This is a genomic window from Bacillus jepli (genome assembly GCF_047238305.1).
GTDB lineage: Bacteria > Bacillota > Bacilli > Bacillales > Bacillaceae_L > Ferdinandcohnia.
In genome coordinates, this window is the sequence record NZ_JBDFMO010000001.1 from 4,457,339 (window position 1) to 4,475,834 (window position 18,496).

15 protein-coding genes are annotated in these 18,496 nt (G+C 34.5%); 2 read left to right on the plus strand and 13 right to left on the minus strand.

Translation table 11 applies throughout. From position 1 onward, the window contains the following. Window positions 1-86 precede the first annotated feature (86 nt). Entirely contained in the window at window positions 87-1,577 is a 1,491-nt protein-coding gene (gene glpK, locus ABC371_RS22690) for a glycerol kinase GlpK (RefSeq protein ID WP_412898884.1), read from the minus strand. Between the two features lie 158 nt (window positions 1,578-1,735). Here glpK and ABC371_RS22695 point away from each other — a divergent pair, with 158 nt between their 5' ends. Beyond that, complete coding sequence (locus tag ABC371_RS22695) at window positions 1,736-1,981, plus strand: HPr family phosphocarrier protein (RefSeq protein WP_412898885.1); 246 nt, start codon at window positions 1,736-1,738, stop codon at window positions 1,979-1,981. A 63-nt stretch (window positions 1,982-2,044) separates the two neighbouring features. Here the strand turns inward: ABC371_RS22695 and ABC371_RS22700 are convergent, their stop codons facing one another. The 8 genes from ABC371_RS22700 to ABC371_RS22735 all read right to left on the minus strand — a co-directional run bounded on the left by ABC371_RS22700 (window position 2,045) and on the right by ABC371_RS22735 (window position 12,923). Then, a complete protein-coding gene (locus ABC371_RS22700; RefSeq protein ID WP_412898886.1) occupies window positions 2,045-3,007 on the minus strand; it encodes a formylglycine-generating enzyme family protein in 963 nt (320 codons plus the stop codon). A gap of 634 nt (window positions 3,008-3,641) precedes the next feature. Continuing rightward, window positions 3,642-3,749, minus strand: a complete 108-nt coding sequence (locus tag ABC371_RS22705; RefSeq protein WP_412899425.1) for a substrate-binding domain-containing protein — start codon at window positions 3,747-3,749, stop codon at window positions 3,642-3,644. A 778-nt stretch (window positions 3,750-4,527) separates the two neighbouring features. Then, window positions 4,528-6,117 carry a response regulator transcription factor gene (locus ABC371_RS22710; protein ID WP_412898887.1) on the minus strand — a complete coding sequence of 530 codons (1,590 nt, stop codon included), beginning with the start codon at window positions 6,115-6,117 and terminating at the stop codon, window positions 4,528-4,530. Beyond that, window positions 6,110-7,924, minus strand: a complete 1,815-nt coding sequence (locus ABC371_RS22715; RefSeq protein ID WP_412898888.1) for a sensor histidine kinase — start codon at window positions 7,922-7,924, stop codon at window positions 6,110-6,112. Before ABC371_RS22715 ends, ABC371_RS22710 begins: the two co-directional genes overlap by 8 nt. Window positions 7,925-8,135: 211 nt before the next feature. After that, the gene (locus ABC371_RS22720) at window positions 8,136-9,629 is read right to left on the minus strand and encodes a sulfatase-like hydrolase/transferase (protein ID WP_412898889.1); all 1,494 of its coding nucleotides are present in this window, start codon (window positions 9,627-9,629) and stop codon (window positions 8,136-8,138) included. 94 nt (window positions 9,630-9,723) lie between these two features. Then, a complete protein-coding gene (locus tag ABC371_RS22725; protein ID WP_412898890.1) occupies window positions 9,724-11,052 on the minus strand; it encodes an ABC transporter substrate-binding protein in 1,329 nt (442 codons plus the stop codon). Window positions 11,053-11,087: 35 nt separating this feature from the next. Then, on the minus strand, window positions 11,088-11,933 hold the full coding sequence (locus tag ABC371_RS22730) for a carbohydrate ABC transporter permease (RefSeq protein ID WP_412898891.1): 846 nt from the start codon (window positions 11,931-11,933) through the stop codon (window positions 11,088-11,090). Between the two features lie 27 nt (window positions 11,934-11,960). Continuing rightward, on the minus strand, window positions 11,961-12,923 hold the full coding sequence (locus ABC371_RS22735) for a carbohydrate ABC transporter permease (protein ID WP_412898892.1): 963 nt from the start codon (window positions 12,921-12,923) through the stop codon (window positions 11,961-11,963). Between the two features lie 172 nt (window positions 12,924-13,095). Here ABC371_RS22735 and ABC371_RS22740 point away from each other — a divergent pair, with 172 nt between their 5' ends. Continuing rightward, on the plus strand, window positions 13,096-13,731 hold the full coding sequence (locus tag ABC371_RS22740; RefSeq protein WP_412898893.1) for a YesL family protein: 636 nt from the start codon (window positions 13,096-13,098) through the stop codon (window positions 13,729-13,731). A gap of 245 nt (window positions 13,732-13,976) precedes the next feature. On the opposite strand, the gene ABC371_RS22745 is transcribed toward ABC371_RS22740, so the two are convergent. The 4 genes from ABC371_RS22745 to nagA form a co-directional block, all read right to left on the minus strand. Further along, on the minus strand, window positions 13,977-15,236 hold the full coding sequence (locus ABC371_RS22745; protein WP_412898894.1) for an anaerobic sulfatase maturase: 1,260 nt from the start codon (window positions 15,234-15,236) through the stop codon (window positions 13,977-13,979). A 112-nt stretch (window positions 15,237-15,348) separates the two neighbouring features. Next, complete coding sequence (gene pfkB / locus ABC371_RS22750; RefSeq protein ID WP_412898895.1) at window positions 15,349-16,299, minus strand: 1-phosphofructokinase; 951 nt, start codon at window positions 16,297-16,299, stop codon at window positions 15,349-15,351. 97 nt (window positions 16,300-16,396) lie between these two features. Next, on the minus strand, window positions 16,397-17,272 hold the full coding sequence (locus ABC371_RS22755; protein ID WP_412898896.1) for a tagatose-bisphosphate aldolase subunit GatY: 876 nt from the start codon (window positions 17,270-17,272) through the stop codon (window positions 16,397-16,399). 59 nt (window positions 17,273-17,331) lie between these two features. Further along, window positions 17,332-18,477: an N-acetylglucosamine-6-phosphate deacetylase gene (nagA, locus tag ABC371_RS22760; protein WP_412898897.1), complete on the minus strand. Its 1,146-nt coding sequence runs from the start codon at window positions 18,475-18,477 to the stop codon at window positions 17,332-17,334. Between the last annotated feature and the right edge of the window lie 19 nt (window positions 18,478-18,496).

The following is an 18,496-nucleotide window of genomic DNA, read 5'->3' on the forward strand; positions in this document are numbered from 1 at the left end:
AAGACATTGCACAACAGTGACAATGCTTCTGCGGTCTCTCCCAATCTCCTACCGAATGATTAACTTATCTTTATTATAGCATATCTTTATTTAAAGACAACAGCCGCATGTACTGCTTTTTTCCAGCCGTTATATAATTCATCACGCTGATTTTCACTCATTTTTGGTTCGAAGGTTTGGTCAATTGCCCATTGACTTGAAATTTCAGACTGATCCTTCCAATAGCCGACTGCTAGACCTGCTAAATAAGCAGCACCCAATGCAGTTGTTTCATTTATGACTGGTCGTTCCACCGGCACGCCTAGAATGCCACATTGAAATTCCATGAGGAAATTGTTTTTAACGGCCCCACCATCGACACGTAGTTTCTTCAAAGAAATGCCTGAATCGGCTTCCATCGCAGTTAAGACATCCTTTGTTTGGTATGCCAATGATTCCAAGGTTGCACGAATAAAATGCTCCTTTGAGGTCCCACGTGTCAGACCAAATACAGCTCCACGAACATCACTATCCCAGTATGGTGCCCCAAGTCCTACAAATGCAGGAACAACATAGACCCCATCAGTTGATTCAACTTTCTGGGCATATCTTTCACTATCTTTTGCGTCTTTAAACATACGGAGTCCATCACGAAGCCACTGAATCGCTGAACCTGCGACAAATATACTTCCTTCTAAAGCGTATTCAACTTTACCGTTAATTCCCCATGCGATTGTTGTCAATAATCCATGTTTAGACGGTACTGCTTTTTCACCCGTATTCATTAGCATGAAGCAGCCTGTACCATATGTGTTTTTCACCATGCCTTTTTCATAGCAAGCTTGCCCGAAAAGAGCTGCCTGTTGGTCTCCCGCTGCACCCGCAATCGGTACCTCTTGACCAAAGAAGTGGAATGGCGCTGTCGTAGCATAAATATCCGATGATGGACGAACTTCTGGAAGCATCGACTTTGGAACAGTTAAGTGCACTAATAACTCATCGTCCCATTTTAACTCATAAATATTGTACATCAATGTTCTGGAGGCATTTGAATAGTCCGTAACATGAGCTTTTCCGCCGGAGAGCTTCCAAATTAACCATGTGTCAATCGTCCCAAATAGAAGCTTACCCGCTTCTGCCTTTTCTCGTGCACCTTCTACATTATCTAAAATCCATTTTACCTTTGTGCCTGAAAAATAAGCATCAATAAGTAGACCTGTCTTATTTTGAAATGTATCACTTAGCCCTTTTGCTTTTAGCTCCTCGCAAATTTCAGCTGTTTGACGAGATTGCCAAACAATCGCATTGTATACAGGCTGACCCGTTTCTATATCCCAAACTACCGTGGTTTCACGTTGGTTGGTAATCCCAATTCCTGCAATTTGCTCTGGCTTTACATTCGCTTCCGATAAAACAGATGCTACAACTGATAAAATTGATCCCCAAATTTCATTTGCATTATGCTCTACCCAGCCTGGTTTTGGAAAAATTTGTGTAAACTCTTTTTGTGCCACATGAACGATTTCTCCATTTTGATTAAACAAAATGGCCCGTGAACTTGTGGTACCTTGGTCTAATGAAAGTATGTATTGCTCCACCTGATTCGCCCTCCCTAAAACTTTTTCTAAGATAAAATTAACACGCTTACATGGTTTTGGCTACCTTGGGAGGCAAGATTTTTAGGTCTAAAAATAGTTTCTCAGAATAAATGTAGTAATGGTCGTTTCAAAATTACTCTTGTAAGGAGTGGAATGCTTTGATTGAAAAAGAGGTTACCGTAACCATTAAGGAAGGACTACATGCGAAGCCAGCTGGAGAATTGGTACAGAATTTAAGCAGATTCACAAGTGATGTAGAATTTCTTTTGAAAAATAAATCCTATAATGCTAAAAGTCTGTTAGGTCTAATGGGAGCTGCTATCCGAGAAGGGCAGGTCATAACGGTTCGAGTTGACGGCCCGGATGAAGAGGAAGCATTTAAGTGGATTGAGACATTCATCTAACACTTAAAATAAAAAACCACGATCGATATCTTTTGGTGATATTGATGATCGTGGTTTTTTAGGTTATGCATCCTTCACACACCGAAACCCAAGATTTCCTGTTGAACTATCAGGTGTATTTGAGCTTCTTGCTGCAACACGGTAACGATTACAATATGATTGATGACAAAGGTAAGATCCGCCTCGTGTTACTTTTGTTTTTCCAGTAGCAGGACCTTTTGGATTATCTTGTTTACTATACATATGGAAATTTGGGCTAAACCAATCCGAGCACCATTCCCACACATTTCCGACAATATTCTTTAGCCCATAGCCGTTTGGAGGAAATGCATTAACAGGTGCAGTCGATAAATATCCGTCTACTTTCGTATTTACATTTGGAAAATCACCTTGCCAAATATTACACAGATGTTCACCGCTTGGATTTAATTCATCTCCCCAAGGATAAATTTTTTGCTCTAGGCCACCCCTCGCAGCAAACTCCCACTCTGCCTCTGTTGGCAAACGCTTCCCAGCCCATTTACAATATCTCATTGCATCATTCCATGATATATGAATGACAGGGTGATCCATTCTATCCTCTATTGTAGAATCAGGACCTTCAGGCTTTTCCCAATATGCACCTTCTACTACCCACCACCATGGTGTTGATTCAACCTGATTTTTAACGATTTTTGCTACTTCCTTTGAAACTAACTTATAGAACACAAAGGACCATCCAAATATTTCTGCTTCTGTTTTATATCCTGTATCATTCACAAACTCTGCAAACTGAGAATTGGTAACAGCACAAGTGTCCATATAAAATGGATTTACTTTTACATTACGAATTGGGCCTTCACCATCCGCAGGGAAACCCTCTTTCAAGTCAGTTCCCATTAAAAATTCTCCACCTGGGATATATACCATCCCATCGGTTGATGACTGGTTAATTGACCTTTTCATAGGTTCTATAGAAGCTTTTTTCTCTTGAATTTCAATTGCTGTTCTGCTTGCTGAACAACAAGATTTTGTTTCATTACTCATGCTTGTTCACACTCCTACCTTTAAGAGTTCGATACTCTCGACAATCTTCCTCTTAAAAAAATCTACAATATTTACAAGAGTTCTATTATATAATTTGTTTATTCACCTTTATTCTTCCTCTAACAGCACGATATGTATTTTTTTCTTAGACTTTTGCCTTTCTTCTTCAATAAAGTGAGTTCGTTTCATAATTCAAAATGGGTTTACTAGGCTTATCTTAATACATCGAATCTTCAACTTAAACGGAACCAGTACCTATACTTTACTCATTATTTTTTAGCCATACACTTCCTTAAAAATTAAAGTAAATATTCTGATTTATATCACTTTTATAAAATAGGAACCCTATCGTATGTGACATATTGCTTTAATTATTTACTAGTGGATGTCCATCAACCGTATGACCGACATGCCGTGCCATATAAATTTTTTCAGCACTAGAAAACGTAAAGCAATTTGGATTTCTTTATAAGTAGCTATATAAACTGAACTAATTGACAGAATATCTAACATTGGGGCCGTGCACATTATCAGTTGTATGCGTTTTTATTTTACAATTGCTGTTTTATTGTCTTTACACCGGACGACCTCTTACAATTAATTCTGGGATAAATAATATCTGTTCTATATTGTTTTAATGATTGTTAATTTCCTCAACGAGAAGGTTAATTATCTTTTTTCCCATTTCTTCGACTGGTTGAGCAATCGATGTTAATGCTGGGACCGTGATTAGTAGGAGAATAGTATTGTCAAACTAACGATTGAAATATCTCCAGGTATCCTTAGGCCTTGCTCACGGATAGTCTGGAATGCACCCACCCACTGTTAACAAGTCATTGACCAAAAATATCGCGGTTGGTCGTTTACTACAATTTAATAACTCATTTGCAAGTTTACGTCCGTTCTAACAGACGCTTCTGCTCGTAAAATATACTCTTCTATAACCTTTAATCCCTGATCCTGATAGGCATCCCGGTATCCGTGGATTCGCAAATTACTGATACGGACATTTTCATCGAACCGATATTTGTATGTCCCAAAGATATAAGGTGATTGATAGCCAAATATCCGACTTTAAAGTCATCAATAGATACCATATTAACTGATATAGAAGGATTGTGTTTGGCAATCATCAATATATTTTTTATGTATTAATTTTTCGATACTCTATTTTTCCGTGATAGGTGCTAATTTTGCCCGAGAAGGTGGTTCTATTAAAAGAAATATTCAACAAATGATAGACAATTTAAAAAGGGAGGCATTCTATTAATCCAACGATATATCATTGCCTTCCTATTTTTCCAAGCAATAAGGAATTCCATTGTCTCACCCAACACAAAGTTAAAAAAATCCAATACTAATAACCATGTAGTAACCGTCATCATTTACCCCTGACCAACAATCTAGTTCCTTTTGGCAGGTCATAAGCCCACTACTATTCCTTGTTATTAGAATAATCTATAGGCCAACCTTTTTTATAAAACACCATTCATTTACATATATGGTGAACCTAGAAAAATCTAACCACCTTTAAATGAAATGTACTCAGACGGAGACATCCCCACATATTTTTTAAATGTTTTAAAAAAGTAACTTTTTGAATCAAACCCTAGCATTTCTGATATTCGTACAACAGACTCATTTGATTCATTTAATAATTCAATTGCTTTTGCCATTTTAGTTTTATTAACAAAGTCAATGAAATTTTCATGGGTACTCTTTTTATAAAGTCTACTAAAATAGCTTGGATTTAAATGAAGATAATCTGCTACCCCTTGCAACGTAATTTTCTTGTCCAAATTCATCAATACATATTTCTGCGCCTTTGCAATTTCATTCCTTTTTGGCATTTCTACAACATTTTTTACAAGGTCTACTAACTCATTTAAGCTATCAACTAATAACCTCTGAATATCATAAATGGTTTGAGACCTTGTAACGGAATGATTCGAGTTAAAATGTTCAGGTGTAAATTGTTGGATGGAATTTAAAATAGATTTCATATCCAATATTAACTTTGTAGCCATTTCCTTCACTATATCAGGATGATATCGTTCCTTGATAATAAAGAAAATCCAATAATTTATGGTTTTACCCAATTGCTCTTTATCTTCGTTTAAAACATTTGTTTTTAATTCCTCCAATATTTTCATATAATATGAAAATATATTTTCTGAGGAAAAATTGGTTTCTGTCATTTCTTTAATTGAGTCTTTTGGTAAATAAAATCGCTCAAGCTCAATATCTTCTAAACTCTTAATATGTTCTCTAATACCATCAGGAGAAACACTATTATTTCCTATTAAACAACTAATGGATACCTCTAATTCTTTTTTTAATTCATTCTGGACTAATGCCATCAAATCCATTACGTTATTACTTTTGATTGCGTTTAAATCGTCCGATACTAAAAAGAGAAAAAGGACTTCTTTAAATAAAATACAAATGCATTTCCCATAAGGTCTAAGTAACTGATTTACAACGTTTTCTATCTTCCCTGTTAATAAATCGAATGAATGATTGTCTATTAATATGTTCTGAGGTTCATTAACAAAACAGATGATAGGAGCAGTAAAAGAGGAGTTGGGATTAATCCCTAGTTCCCTTTGCATTTCCTTCCACGTTTGATTAATATCCTTTTTGCCTTCTAATAAAGATTTAATAAATTCGCCTTGAAATGCTTTCCGACTTTCCTGTTTTATTATTTCCATCCTATGCCTTACGCTACTATCTTCATCCATTTTTTCTTTTATTCTTTTAAGAATTTCAGCAATTTCATCGACCACCATTGACTCTTTTAAAATATATTCAAAAACATTTAACCTTAACGCTTGCTTTGCAAAATCAAATTCCTCATGACAAGATATAATTATAGAATGACACTCAGGATGTATTTCCTTACTTTTACGGACGAGTTCGATTCCATTCAAGATTGGCATCCCTATGTCAGTAATAATTAAGTCTACTTTTTCTACCTTTAAATAATTTAGCGCCTCTTCACTCTCTTGAAATACACCTACAATAAAAAAGCCCAAATCCTCCCAAGGTATCATTTTTTTTAAATATTCTAAGACTAAATAATCATCATCTACAAGAATGACACTATACACTTTTTAACACCCCTGACTCCCTTGGAATATAAATATTAATCTCTGTCCCTTTTTGAATTTGACTATCTATTTCCATTTGGAATGCCCTACCATAAATGATAAAAAGTCGTTGATATACATTTCCCAATCCAATTCCTGTGAAGGACGATTTATTTTTTTTCTTATCTTTTATATCATTGTTCAATAGAATATTACGTATATCTTTCAGTTTCACCTCGTCTATCCCCCGCCCATTATCTCTTATGACAATAATAAGATGGTGATTTGAAAAATAGGAAGTTATATGAATAATCCCTCCTTTTGTGCCAAAACCATGAATGATTGCGTTTTCAATAATAGGCTGAAGAAAAAACCTTGGTACTTCCTCTAATAAAGAATGGGATGATAGATCATTAACCACTTCAACTCTACCTTTATATCGAAAATTCATTAATTTAATATAATGGTTAACAATATCTACTTCTTCTCTTAACGAAATAAACTCGTTATTTCGGGTAATAGTCATACGTAATAACAATGATAAAGAATGAATTAAGTTAGCAGTCTCATTATCGCCGTTTAATATATTATTTAAGCGAATTGAATTTAATATATTAAATAAAAAATGTGGATTAATTTGCGCTTGGAGCATCTCAAGTTCAGCTTTTCTTTTTTCTTTTTCCTCTCTCTTAATTTGAAAAATCATTTCTTCTATTTGATCAAGCATCTCATCGAATGAATAACCTAAAAACTGAATATCACCTTTCCCTTTAAACTTGGAGCGGACTTTTAAGTTTCCCTTTTCAACTTCTTTTGTTATATAAGTCAATTTCACAATTGGCTTTGTAAGTCTTCTGATCAGTATAATTAGTAAAATTAAGAAGATAGCAAAAAAACAATACTGGATTAATAATACATTTCTCGTAAATTTACTAACATCACCAATTATTTCTTTATAAGGTACAAGACTTACGATGGAATAACCATCAAATGATAGTGGATAACTTACTAAAAGGTAAGTTTCATCATTATAAGTAACAACCGAATGATTGGACGTACTATAGTTAACCTTTTGTTTAAACCTGAATTCCTTTGATACTTCTTTCTCATTTGTACTTGTAATAATGATTCCTTTCGAATCAACTAACATTATTTCCTGTTTATTTTGGTAGAATTCCTCGAATATTCTTTTGCTTATCTGTGATTCATTAATACTAATAAGCATATATGCACTATGGTAATCATTCAGCTTCAACTTTCTTGCAAAGGAAATTAAAAAAGGATTGTTTTCCTTTTGAGATAAGAAGTAAGTAGGATGGATACCAAACCATCTATTTTCATAAAAATTTATTTCAGTCATATTCTCTAAATTAAATAATTGAAAAAGATTACTCGGATTAAAATCTAATGTAGAATAGTTCGTATAGGAATAACCATTATCCAATAACAACGTAAAATAAAACGGCGGTAATAATTGAATCGTGCTTTCTAAACTGTTAGAAATTTGGACTGTTGTCAATGCATCTATGTTTTTCAAATTCGAGCTCTTTTGATACAGATTATTTCTTAAAACATGCTTAATATCTTCATCGAACTGGAGATAATTAGCTAAATATATGAGATCATCAAAATAGTCAGTAAAACTTAAGTCCAATAATCTCAATTCTTCTTCTATTTGTGCAACAGCCTTGCTTTCTAATTCACCTTTCTTGACAAATTGAAAATAAATAATCGTACTGACGGTAGGTATAAGAATACACAATATTACAGAAAAAATAATACTTTGTCTAAAAGTTATGGAATCCCGATTCAACGAAAGACGTTTCATTACTCTTAACCCCTTTTTTCCATCAGACTATATTGTATCCTGAAAAAAATTAATTTGTCTGACAATATACTATAATAATAACCTAGTATACTATATTTAGAAATGAGAATTATCAAATACACGGCTTTTATTTTACTTAGTACAATTAGAAGGAATCGCAAAAAAATCTCTAATGAAATTACAAAAAAGATTTTTTTGATGTAGATATTTTTTATAAATGTATACCTCTTAAATTGCCATCACTTGCTAATCTAGCTTTTTTTACGGAACTTATCTTTTTTCCTGAGTTAAGAGGATTTAATTTCATTTCTACTATTGCTCTATCATTATCTCTGTCTGCTAATATATCTACTAACATATGGCGCCATTTTACAACTTCTGATAACTCAATACTTGTTAAATCATGTAATTCATATGGATCAGAACTAATATTGAATAAAAGTTCGCACCCATCTTCCTCATACCATATATATTTCCAATTCCCATCTGTTACCATTAATGAACGATGCCCAGGAACACCGATTTCTCCTAAAAGTATATCCCGTACATCTATGTTCTGATCTTTTACGATTGGAAGTAAGCTTCTTCCGTCAACATTGAGCGGAGCTGCAACACCCGCTATATCTAGACATGTTGGTAAAATATCTTGAAGACCTATTACTGAATCACTCACCATTCCAGGTGCCCAGTTTTCATCAAATATTTTATCTAAATTTCCTCTTATCGGTGGTGTAATAATAAATGGAACTTGACATGATCCACGTAAAAAGTTCCTTTTGCCCCATAACTGATGATCCCCGAGATTTTCACCATGATCTGAAGTAAAAATAAACCACGTATTCTCTAATAATCCTTCCTCACGTAAGGTTCCTATAATTCGATTTATTTGTCTATCGACTTGTGTAATAAGTGCACAATACGCCTTATAACTTAGTGCAATTTCTTTTTTCGTTTTATTTTCTCCATTCGTTGATCCTAGAATGGTATGGTGAAAATTTGGATGTTTCTCTAACCAATTTCCCATTACAGGCTCAGGCATTTCATTTTCATCATATAATGATAAGTCTCTTTGTAGTGGAGTTAAAGGTGGATGTGGGGCAGTAAATGAGGCCCACAAAAATAATGGTCTTGTCCAATCTCTTGTTTTTATTGCTTTACATGACTCTGTACCAATCCAATCTGTTGGATGCAAATAATCCGGTAAATGCCAAGGTGTTACAGAATATCCATTATTAGGCATACCATGTGTAAAAGCTTGACCATAATAACCTTGTTCTGCAAGCCACATTTCATAATCGTCATATCCTAGAAATTCATTATTGGCTTGTCCAAAACGTCTACCCTCTTCACATAAAAGCATAGATTCAAAGCCATAATGACGTCTCTCTGGATACATGTGCATTTTCCCTACAACCTTCGTTTGGTATTGACTGTCTTTTAAAAGTTGAGGTATTGTTTCATTGGTAGGTAATTCATACCCCTCTTGATATTCAGTTAATCCTAATTTATGCCCTTCCATTCCTGTCATGATGGATGCTCTAGCTGGGATACATACCGGATGGCTTGAGAAAGCATGAGTAAAACGAATTCCCCTTCTTGCTAGATAGTCAATACCAGGAGTTTGAACAATTTCATTTCCTGAAACCCCAATAAAATCGTCACGTAATTGGTCTACTGTAATAAAAACGATATTAGGTTGATTCATAAGATACCTCCATTACAAAATATCTGTAAGTGAAAAAAGACTAAAGATTACTAGGGGAGAAAATCTCCCCTAATAGTGTTTTATCCATCTCTTATTATTTATTTGAGTATACAATTTGTTCAATTTTTTCAATTGCCTTAGAGATTGAAGTATCTAAATCTTGCGAGCCTAATAAATACAATTCTGCTTCTGTATTATATGCATCATATACTTCTGAAATATAAGGTTTAGGAACTACTGGTTCAGCAGCTACTGAATTTTCCAATGTATATAATAGTGATTCAACATCAACAGCTTCTGGATTTGCTGTACTTGCGACCAACTTATCGATTAACTGTTCAATATCTGCATTTTTCCAGCTTGGAATAAATCTTTCTTGAACAACCATACCCTCTGTTGTCATCCAACGAATAAATTCAAAAGCCTCTTCCTTATGTTTCGATTTTTTAGCGATACTCATAATGTCACCAGATGGATTATAATAATTTGCATCTGTATCATCAATTTTTGGCCAAGGTGCCCATACCATTTCAAAATCAGGTTTAAATTCCCCCCACTGTGTAATTAAGAAACTACCTGTAGGAATCATACTAACTGATCCTGAGAAAAATTGTTGTCTATAGTTGAGTTTTTGAGATAGTGTTTCCTGCAATGGTACTGAAGAACCATCCTCGTTTTCTAGTAGATAACGATATTCTAATGATGCTTTCACTAAAGGATCATCCATATTAGAGGAACCATCCTGTTTTAATACAGAATTTTCCTCTGGCTTAGAAAGTAATTTCAAAATGTGATACGTATCTGGCCATGTATGGAAATATGATCCATAACGTTTCTTTCCATTCTCTTCTTTTGTTAATGCTTTCGCATATTCTCTATAATCATCCCATGTCCAGTTTTCCGGTACTTCTAATCCTGCCTCGTCCAAATGGTCTTTATTAAGCAATACCAATTGCGTATTTAATTTTGCTGGTAGACCATAATAGGATCCATCAATTGCTGGATACGGAGTGTTATATTCTTTTGTTACATCTAAACCACTTGCTTCTAGATAACTATCTAATGGTTCAATTAATCCTGAGTCAACACGTTTGACATAGTCAGTAGGTGATGAAAACATAAAGACATCTAATTGTTCACCTGAAGAAGCAAGTAAATCCAACTTCTTTAAGTATTCACGAGAATCTGCATTCTCAACTAATACTTCTGTTTCAATCTTAATGTCAGGGTGTGCTTTTTCAAATTCTTCAATAACCTTTTCCCAGTTACCAGTATTCTCATTTATCCACGTATGAAACTTCAATGTTACTTTATCTCCATCTTGACTACTACTAGCCTTTTCACTTTCATCATTTCCACAACCAATCAGCAAAAGAGAAAGAGTAAAAATACTTAATAGTGTTAGTAATCCATTCTTTTTCATTCCTTATCCCCCCATTATTTTTCATTTGACACTTTCTATCCTTTAACTCCACCTAGCTGTATTCCCTCTATTACCTGCTTTTGACCAATAATAAAGATAATAAGTAGTGGAATAATTGCAGATACAGCTCCTGCCATCATGAGGGAATAAATTTGCCCATGAGCATCTGCAAACTGGTATATACCTAATTGCAACGTATACAACGACTCAGATCTTAGGAAAATTAGTGGATGTTGATAATCATTCCAAGTCCAAATAAATCGAAGTATTGCGTATGTTGCAATTGCAGGACGTACTAATGGTAGTGCGATATAAAAGAAAGTTCGAAAATGTCCAGCACCATCAATTTTCGCAGATTCTATTATTTCATCATTAATTCCAATAAAGAACTGTCTTAACATAAAAGTACCAAACACACTGAAACTACTAAGTAGTATTAATCCTAGATGACTATCAAATAAATCAACCCAAGTATAAAGAATAAATTGTGGAACAAGTAACGATTGTGGCGGAATCATGTAAGTGGCAAGTACTAAAATAAAGACAACGCCACTACCTTTAAATTTCACCTTAGCAAATCCATAAGCTGCTAAACTAGAAACTGTTACAGATGTGAGTGTTGTTAACAAAGTAACTTTAATAGAATTCCAGTAGTACATGAGGAAAGATTTGTCATTACTTAACCATACTTGCGAATAATTTTCTATCGCTTGCCATGTAGTTGGAATCCACTCAATTGGAAATCGAAGTACATCTTCTTCTGGTTTAAATGATGCCGAGATCATCCAAATAAAAGGTGAAATAAAGATGATTCCACAAACTGCCATAAGTAAAGTTAATATGACCTTTTTTATATCAATTTTACTCATTATGCTTTGCATAACTATACCTCCTTCCCAACCTACCCTTTAATAATTAACCCATTTTTTCTGACCAATCCACTGTAATAGTGTAACAGTTAAGACTAACCCTAAAATTACGACAGCTATTGCAGAAGCATATCCAGAACGTAATTCTACGAAAGCTTGTTCATATAAGTAGAACACTGGTACAGTAGTAGAATTTGCTGGACCACCATCGGTTAACACAATAATGAGGTCAAATACTTTGAATGTGCTGATTAACCCTGTCACTAACAATAAAAAAGTTGTAGGTGAAACGAGTGGAACTGTAATTTTTCTGAACTTATACCATGATGTTGCTCCATCCATTTCCGCAGCTTCATACAATTCTTTAGGAATATTTTGAAGGCCAGCTAGATAAATAATCAGTTGAAAACCAATATTTGTCCAAATTAAAATAAGCATTACAGAAATAAGCGCAAAATTAATATCAGCTATCCATCCAGGAGGATTTTCTATTCCTAATTCCATTAATAGTCGATTAATTGGACCTTGAGTTGGATGAAATAACACCTGAAACACAATAGCAACTGCTACAACACTTGAAATGTAAGGCATAAAGTAAACAACTTTGAAGAAGTCCTTAAAATAAACATGATTGTTGATCATTACGGCAATACTTAAAGATATCATTAATCCAATCGGCACTACTAAAAGTAGTAGAAAGTTATTTATTAACGATTTTATAAAGATTTCATCATTAAATAATTTCTCGAAGTTTTCTATACCAATAAAATTAAAACCACCAACACCCGTCACAAAATTCCAATCTGTGAAGCTTAAAAATATGGTTGCTAAAATTGGAAAGATTACTAAAGTAGTTGTCCCTATTAACATCGGTGAAATAAAGGTATAACCAATTAAAGTATCTTTCCACCCTTTGAAGATTGGTTTTTGTTGGCTTTTATTTACTGATTGCGCTTTCAATACAGATCGTTTTATCTCCTTTACTTCAGTTTCTTCCAACATTTTCTTCCCCCCTTTATCTTGTGTTCATTATATTCGGAAAACTTTTAATAAACAATCCAATATCTTTACCGAATTGGAGAATATTTTTACATTTTGTAAGAAACATTTGAATACTCAAAGTATTTACGTTTATTATTAAACTATTACAATTTTTAATTTAGAGGTGATAACTTTGGATAATAGAGGTTTTACTGGAGTAGTTTATAACACGTCAGATTGGTTAATGAAATTTGCAATGATTAATCTATTTTGGGTTCTACTAACCATCTGTGGCCTGGGTTTATTTGGTTTATTCCCAGCTACAATTGCTATGTTCGATGTAATAAGTAAACTAAGAAAAAAAGAAGAGTTTCCTATTTTTAAAACTTTTTGTGTAATTTATAAAAAAGAGTTTATAAAGGGAAATATTATGGGAATGATACTGATAGTAATTGGAACCATTTTTTATCTGGATTTGTATTTTGTTCAAAGGACTAGTAATCAACTATTTCAAGTACTATTTTACCCTTTGGTAATCTTGAATTTTATTTTTTATATTTGTGTTTTGTATGTTTTTCCAATATATACGCACTATCAATTGAAAATCGCACAAATACTTAAGAATGCCTTTTTAATAATGATAGCAAATCCGATAGCTACGATTGCCATGATTTCAAGCGTAACATTTGTTGTCGTATTAACAATGATTTTACCGGCAACGTTGTTATTTTTTAGTGGCAGTATTTTAGCTTTCTTCATAACTTCTATTGCAAATAGTTCATTTCAAAAAATAGAACAAAAAAAGATTAAATATAAAAATATCAGATGATTTTTTTTTGCTTTCCCACTAAAATCTAAGTGAGGAACAAAATAACTAATGTAACTTAATCGCGTCCCAAGTGTGGATTATTCACTTGGGACATTTAAAGGCTTGTATATTCAAAAAGGACAACTCGAAAAGTAAGCAAAATAACAAAATAAAATGAATCACCAAATTTTTTTGTTTTTATACCTCCACTAAATTCGCTTAATATAGAGGGGCTGGCATGATAGCCAAGAGCTTATTAATGTAGATTATGTTATGTCATACAGCGTTTTATATTTCCCACAACACTTCTTATACTTTTTTCCACTTCCGCATATGCAAAGTTCGTTTCTTTCGGGAAGCCTTCCTCCTTTTTGGATATACTCTATCAATCTTCTTTCCTTCACTTTATCTGCTACTATTTCCATTCTCTCGTGTGCATATCGATAAATTTGTTTATAACTCTGGCAAAAATATTCAACATTGGAGGTTTGTTTCTGCGAATCCCAACTGCGAGCCCTCGGACATCCTCCGTGACATAAATTTAGAAATTCACAACTCAAACACTGCTCCGACAAATCTTCTTTTAAACTAGTAAATTCATTAAACTTCTTATGTTTAATAATATCAATGAGTGGCTCCTTGCCTACATTGCCTAAATAATAGTCCTCATGGATGTAGAAATCACAAGGATAGGCATCCCCATTTTGTTCCAAAATTAAAGTTTTTGGACACGTTTTTCTGTGAATACATATTTCAGCCTCTTGGTGAAGATAGACGGCAAGCATATTATCAAAAAATCGCTCCGAGATAATTGGATTTCCGTCATTGTACCAGATATCAAATACTTGACATAAAAAATCACCATATTGCTCTGGTGTAATGGTGTACCTTCCTAATTGGTCAACTTCCTGTGATTTAAAATCCATACAAGGAATGAATTGAACAAATGTGAATTGCTCGTTCAGATAGAATTCCATTAATTCTTTTCCTTTTGTAACATTCCTCTCATGGATGACAGTTAAGATATTAAAATCGACATTCTCATCTCTTAAATACTGGATTCCTTTCATAATCGAATAAAAACTGCCACCTCCTGAGCCCGTGACCCGCTTTGCATCATTAAGATGTTTTGGGCCGTCAAGACTAACGCCGACTAAAAAATTATAACTTTTAAAAAAACGGGCCCATTCTGGTGTAATCAACGTTCCATTTGTTTGAATTGAATTGCTAATCATCGTATTTCGTTTGGCATATTTAGCTTGAAGAGAGACAACCTTCTTAAAGAAATCTAACCCTGCTAACAGTGGTTCTCCTCCTTGCCAAACGAAAGAGGCTATACCATTCGACATAGCCATATATTCTTTTATGAATTTTTCCAGTACTTCATCTTCGATTCTATTTAATTTATCAATTTTCCCTTTACATTTGCTATAGTAACAATATTCACACGCTAGATTACAAGCCTCTGATACCGTTTTCCAAAGAACTCCCGTTACATTTGTTGTCGTTACCCCACACGTACTCACCTATATCCCCTACCTTCATGTCTTTTATCTCCATGTTATTAAAAAATTCAAAAAAGATATGTGAATCTAATCACTTCTGAAAAAATTAAAAGACATTGTAGGACATATAAGTCTAGGACTCATTATATTCATATACAACTTTTTCTACATTCACTTCTCCTAAACACCAATTAATCTTATTGACATCAACACTCCCTGTCTTCTCCTCTAATGCATTTAACGTTCCCATAGCAAGACCAAATTTTATAAACTCCTCATCCTTTAACCCGCGTGATAACCCCGCTGCAAAACCAGCGATAACTGAGTCTCCAGAGCCAACAGGATTTACAACTTCTACTTTTGGTATTCGTACACGGTATATAGTCTCCTTATGCTTAACAATCGCACCTTTTCCGCCTAGAGTGACCATTACCCATTCTACTCCTTGTAAAATATCCTCTTGCAATGCTGTTAAAATTTCCTTTTCGCTCATTACCGCTTTTCCGATCAAATCTCCTAATTCATCTTGATTTGGTTTAATTAAAAAAGGTTTTTTATTACTTCGCAATGTTGCTTTTAGTAATGAACCCTTCGTATCCAATAAAACAGGTTTTTGAAACTGATGTGCGATTTCGATTAACTTGCTGTAATATCCGTCTTTGATTCCCTGTGGAGTACTTCCTGAGATGGTAATATAATCTGACTGCTGTACTGCTTCTGAGTATTGTTTTAAGAAATCGTTTGATTCTTTTTCACTGATGGTAGGACCGTCTTCCAATATTTCAGTCTGCCTGCCATCATGAATGATTGCAATACAATTCCTTGTATTACCTTCAATTTCAACAAAATAATCTATAATACCCTTAATGTCTAATTCTTTTCTAATAGAATCTCCCAAATTCCCACCTAGAAATCCAGACGCTGCTGTCTCTTCCTCTAATTGCCTTAGTACACTTGCTACATTTAGTCCTTTCCCACCTGCTGTTTTGCTTGTACTATTGACTCTATTTACCCTATCTAAACTAAACTCTTCCAACTTATAATTGATATCGACAGAAGGATTTAATGTAATGGTTAATATCATTTAATGACACCTCAATTCTTCGTTATGTAAAAAAGGTGAGGATCTATTCCTTGTGTGTGTAAACACACATAGGTTTTAATTCCCCACCTAAACAAGATTATGCTTTTCCGTTACTCATGCAGATTAAGATTTTTTCAATTACTGCTTCTTTCATTTTTGATTTTGCCGGTCCAAAATATTTTCTTGGATCTGTTTCTTGGGGGTTTTCAATTAAATGTTCTCGCAATCCAACTGAGAAAGGAATTTTTAGTTCAGTTGATATATTTACCTTAGCACAGCCTAAAGAAATACATTTTTGAACATCTTCTTTAGAAATTCCTGATGCACCATGTAACACGATTGGTACATCGATTAAACTTTTGATTTTGGCTAGACGAGCAAAGTCAAGATTCGGTGTTGTTTCATATAATCCATGACCTGTTCCAATGGCAACTGCAAGCGAATCAATACCTGTTCGTGCTACAAATTCCTCAACAGTATCTGGATCTGTATAAGCTGCATCTTTCGCTTCTACAATTAGGTCGTCTTCTTGACCTACTAATTTTCCAAGTTCAGCTTCTACTGTTGCTCCATATTCATGTGCCTTGTCAGCAACTTTTTTAGCAAGAGCAATATTTTCTTCAAATGATAAATGAGAGCCATCAATCATCACAGATTTTGTTCCTAATTCTAAAGACTCTACAATGGATTCATATGTTTCATGGTGATCAAGATGTAGCGCGATAGGGATATCATTTTCTCTTGCTGCTACTTCCACAATCGCTTGGATATAGGAACGTCCTGCGTATTTCATTGTCCCTGGAGTTGCTGCTAGAATGATAGGAGACTTCATTTCCACAGCTGCTTCAACAACCGTTTGAATCGTTTCAAGGTTATGAATATTAAATGCTGGTACAGCATAGCCCTCACGACTGGCTTTTAACAGCATTTCTTTCGTATTTTGAATATAACTAGTTTGTTGAACAGATACCACTTTGCATCATCCTCATATAGAATTTTTATGAACAAACATACACGTTTCACTTTTCTTTATTACTTTATATACTTAATTTCTCCAGCAACTGCTGTTGCCTGAATATCTAGTTGTTCATCCAAGACGACATAATCAGCAATCTTACCTGGTGAAATGCTACCAAAATACAAACCCATTCCTAAACTAGCTGCTGGTGTAAGTGAGCCTAGATGCCAGATTTTATATAATGGTTCTGAACTCCACTCTTGTAAGTTTTTTACTCCATCAATTAGTTTTAAGGTACTTCCTGCAAGAGAACCACTTTTTAATTGAGCAATTCCATCTTTCATAACAACTGGAAATTCACCAAGTTGGTAATTGCCATCGGGCATTAATCCAGCTTGCATACAGTCTGTAATCAGTTGTAATTTGTCTCCTTTAATGCGTAATGCTAGCGCGGAAACATCAGGATGCACGTGGAAACTATCGCAAATTAGTTCAGCATAGGCCCTGTCGTCCATCAATGCTGCCCCAACAACACCTGGCTCTCTATGATGCAGTCCAGTCATTCCATTAAATAAATGGACATAGTTTCTCGCCCCTGCATCCACTGCCTCTTTACAGCATTCATACTGTGCATCAGTATGAGCAATACTCACTAACACACCTTCGATACTAACTTTTTGAATAAATTCAAAAGAACCTTCTCTTTCAGGTGCAATTGCGATTTTTTTAATAGTACCGTGAGCTAATCGTTGCCAATGTTGGAATTCTTCAATATCAGGATCCCTGAAATAGCTAGCGTTCTGCGCACCTTTGTGAAGATCTGTAAAGTATGGACCTTCTAAGAAAATTCCTTCCGATTGTGCACCTGGAAGACCTTCTTTTACCGCTTCCCGAATTGCGATGATTGCACGATCTAAGTCATCCTTTGAAGACGTTAAAGTGGTAGGTAAGAAGCGCGTCACACCAAGAGATACAAGCATGTTAGATATTTCTTGAACCGCTTCAACCTCACCATCCATAATGTCATTGCCTTTTATGCCGTGAATATGTGTATCAAAAAGTCCTGGAGCAATCGTGTAACCGCTGTAATCAATGACTTCCGCGTCTTCTTGGACTTGGCTCACAAACGAGCCAAATCTCCCATCTTCAACCAACAAGTAGCCACCGATTTTTTCCTCATTTTCAAGTAGGTACTTTTCAGCCTTCAAATAATATGACATTGTCATTCATCCTTTTTTG

Coding starts and splice junctions, on each gene's coding strand:
- ABC371_RS22700 (WP_412898886.1), bottom strand. CDS start 3,007: ATGAGTAATGAAACAAAATCTTGTTGTTCAGCAAGCAGAACAGCAATT.
- ABC371_RS22715 (WP_412898888.1), bottom strand. CDS start 7,924: ATGAAACGTCTTTCGTTGAATCGGGATTCCATAACTTTTAGACAAAGT.
- ABC371_RS22720 (WP_412898889.1), bottom strand. CDS start 9,629: ATGAATCAACCTAATATCGTTTTTATTACAGTAGACCAATTACGTGAC.
- ABC371_RS22725 (WP_412898890.1), bottom strand. CDS start 11,052: ATGAAAAAGAATGGATTACTAACACTATTAAGTATTTTTACTCTTTCT.
- ABC371_RS22730 (WP_412898891.1), bottom strand. CDS start 11,933: ATGCAAAGCATAATGAGTAAAATTGATATAAAAAAGGTCATATTAACT.
- ABC371_RS22735 (WP_412898892.1), bottom strand. CDS start 12,923: ATGTTGGAAGAAACTGAAGTAAAGGAGATAAAACGATCTGTATTGAAA.
- pfkB (WP_412898895.1), bottom strand. CDS start 16,299: ATGATATTAACCATTACATTAAATCCTTCTGTCGATATCAATTATAAG.
- nagA (WP_412898897.1), bottom strand. CDS start 18,477: ATGTCATATTATTTGAAGGCTGAAAAGTACCTACTTGAAAATGAGGAA.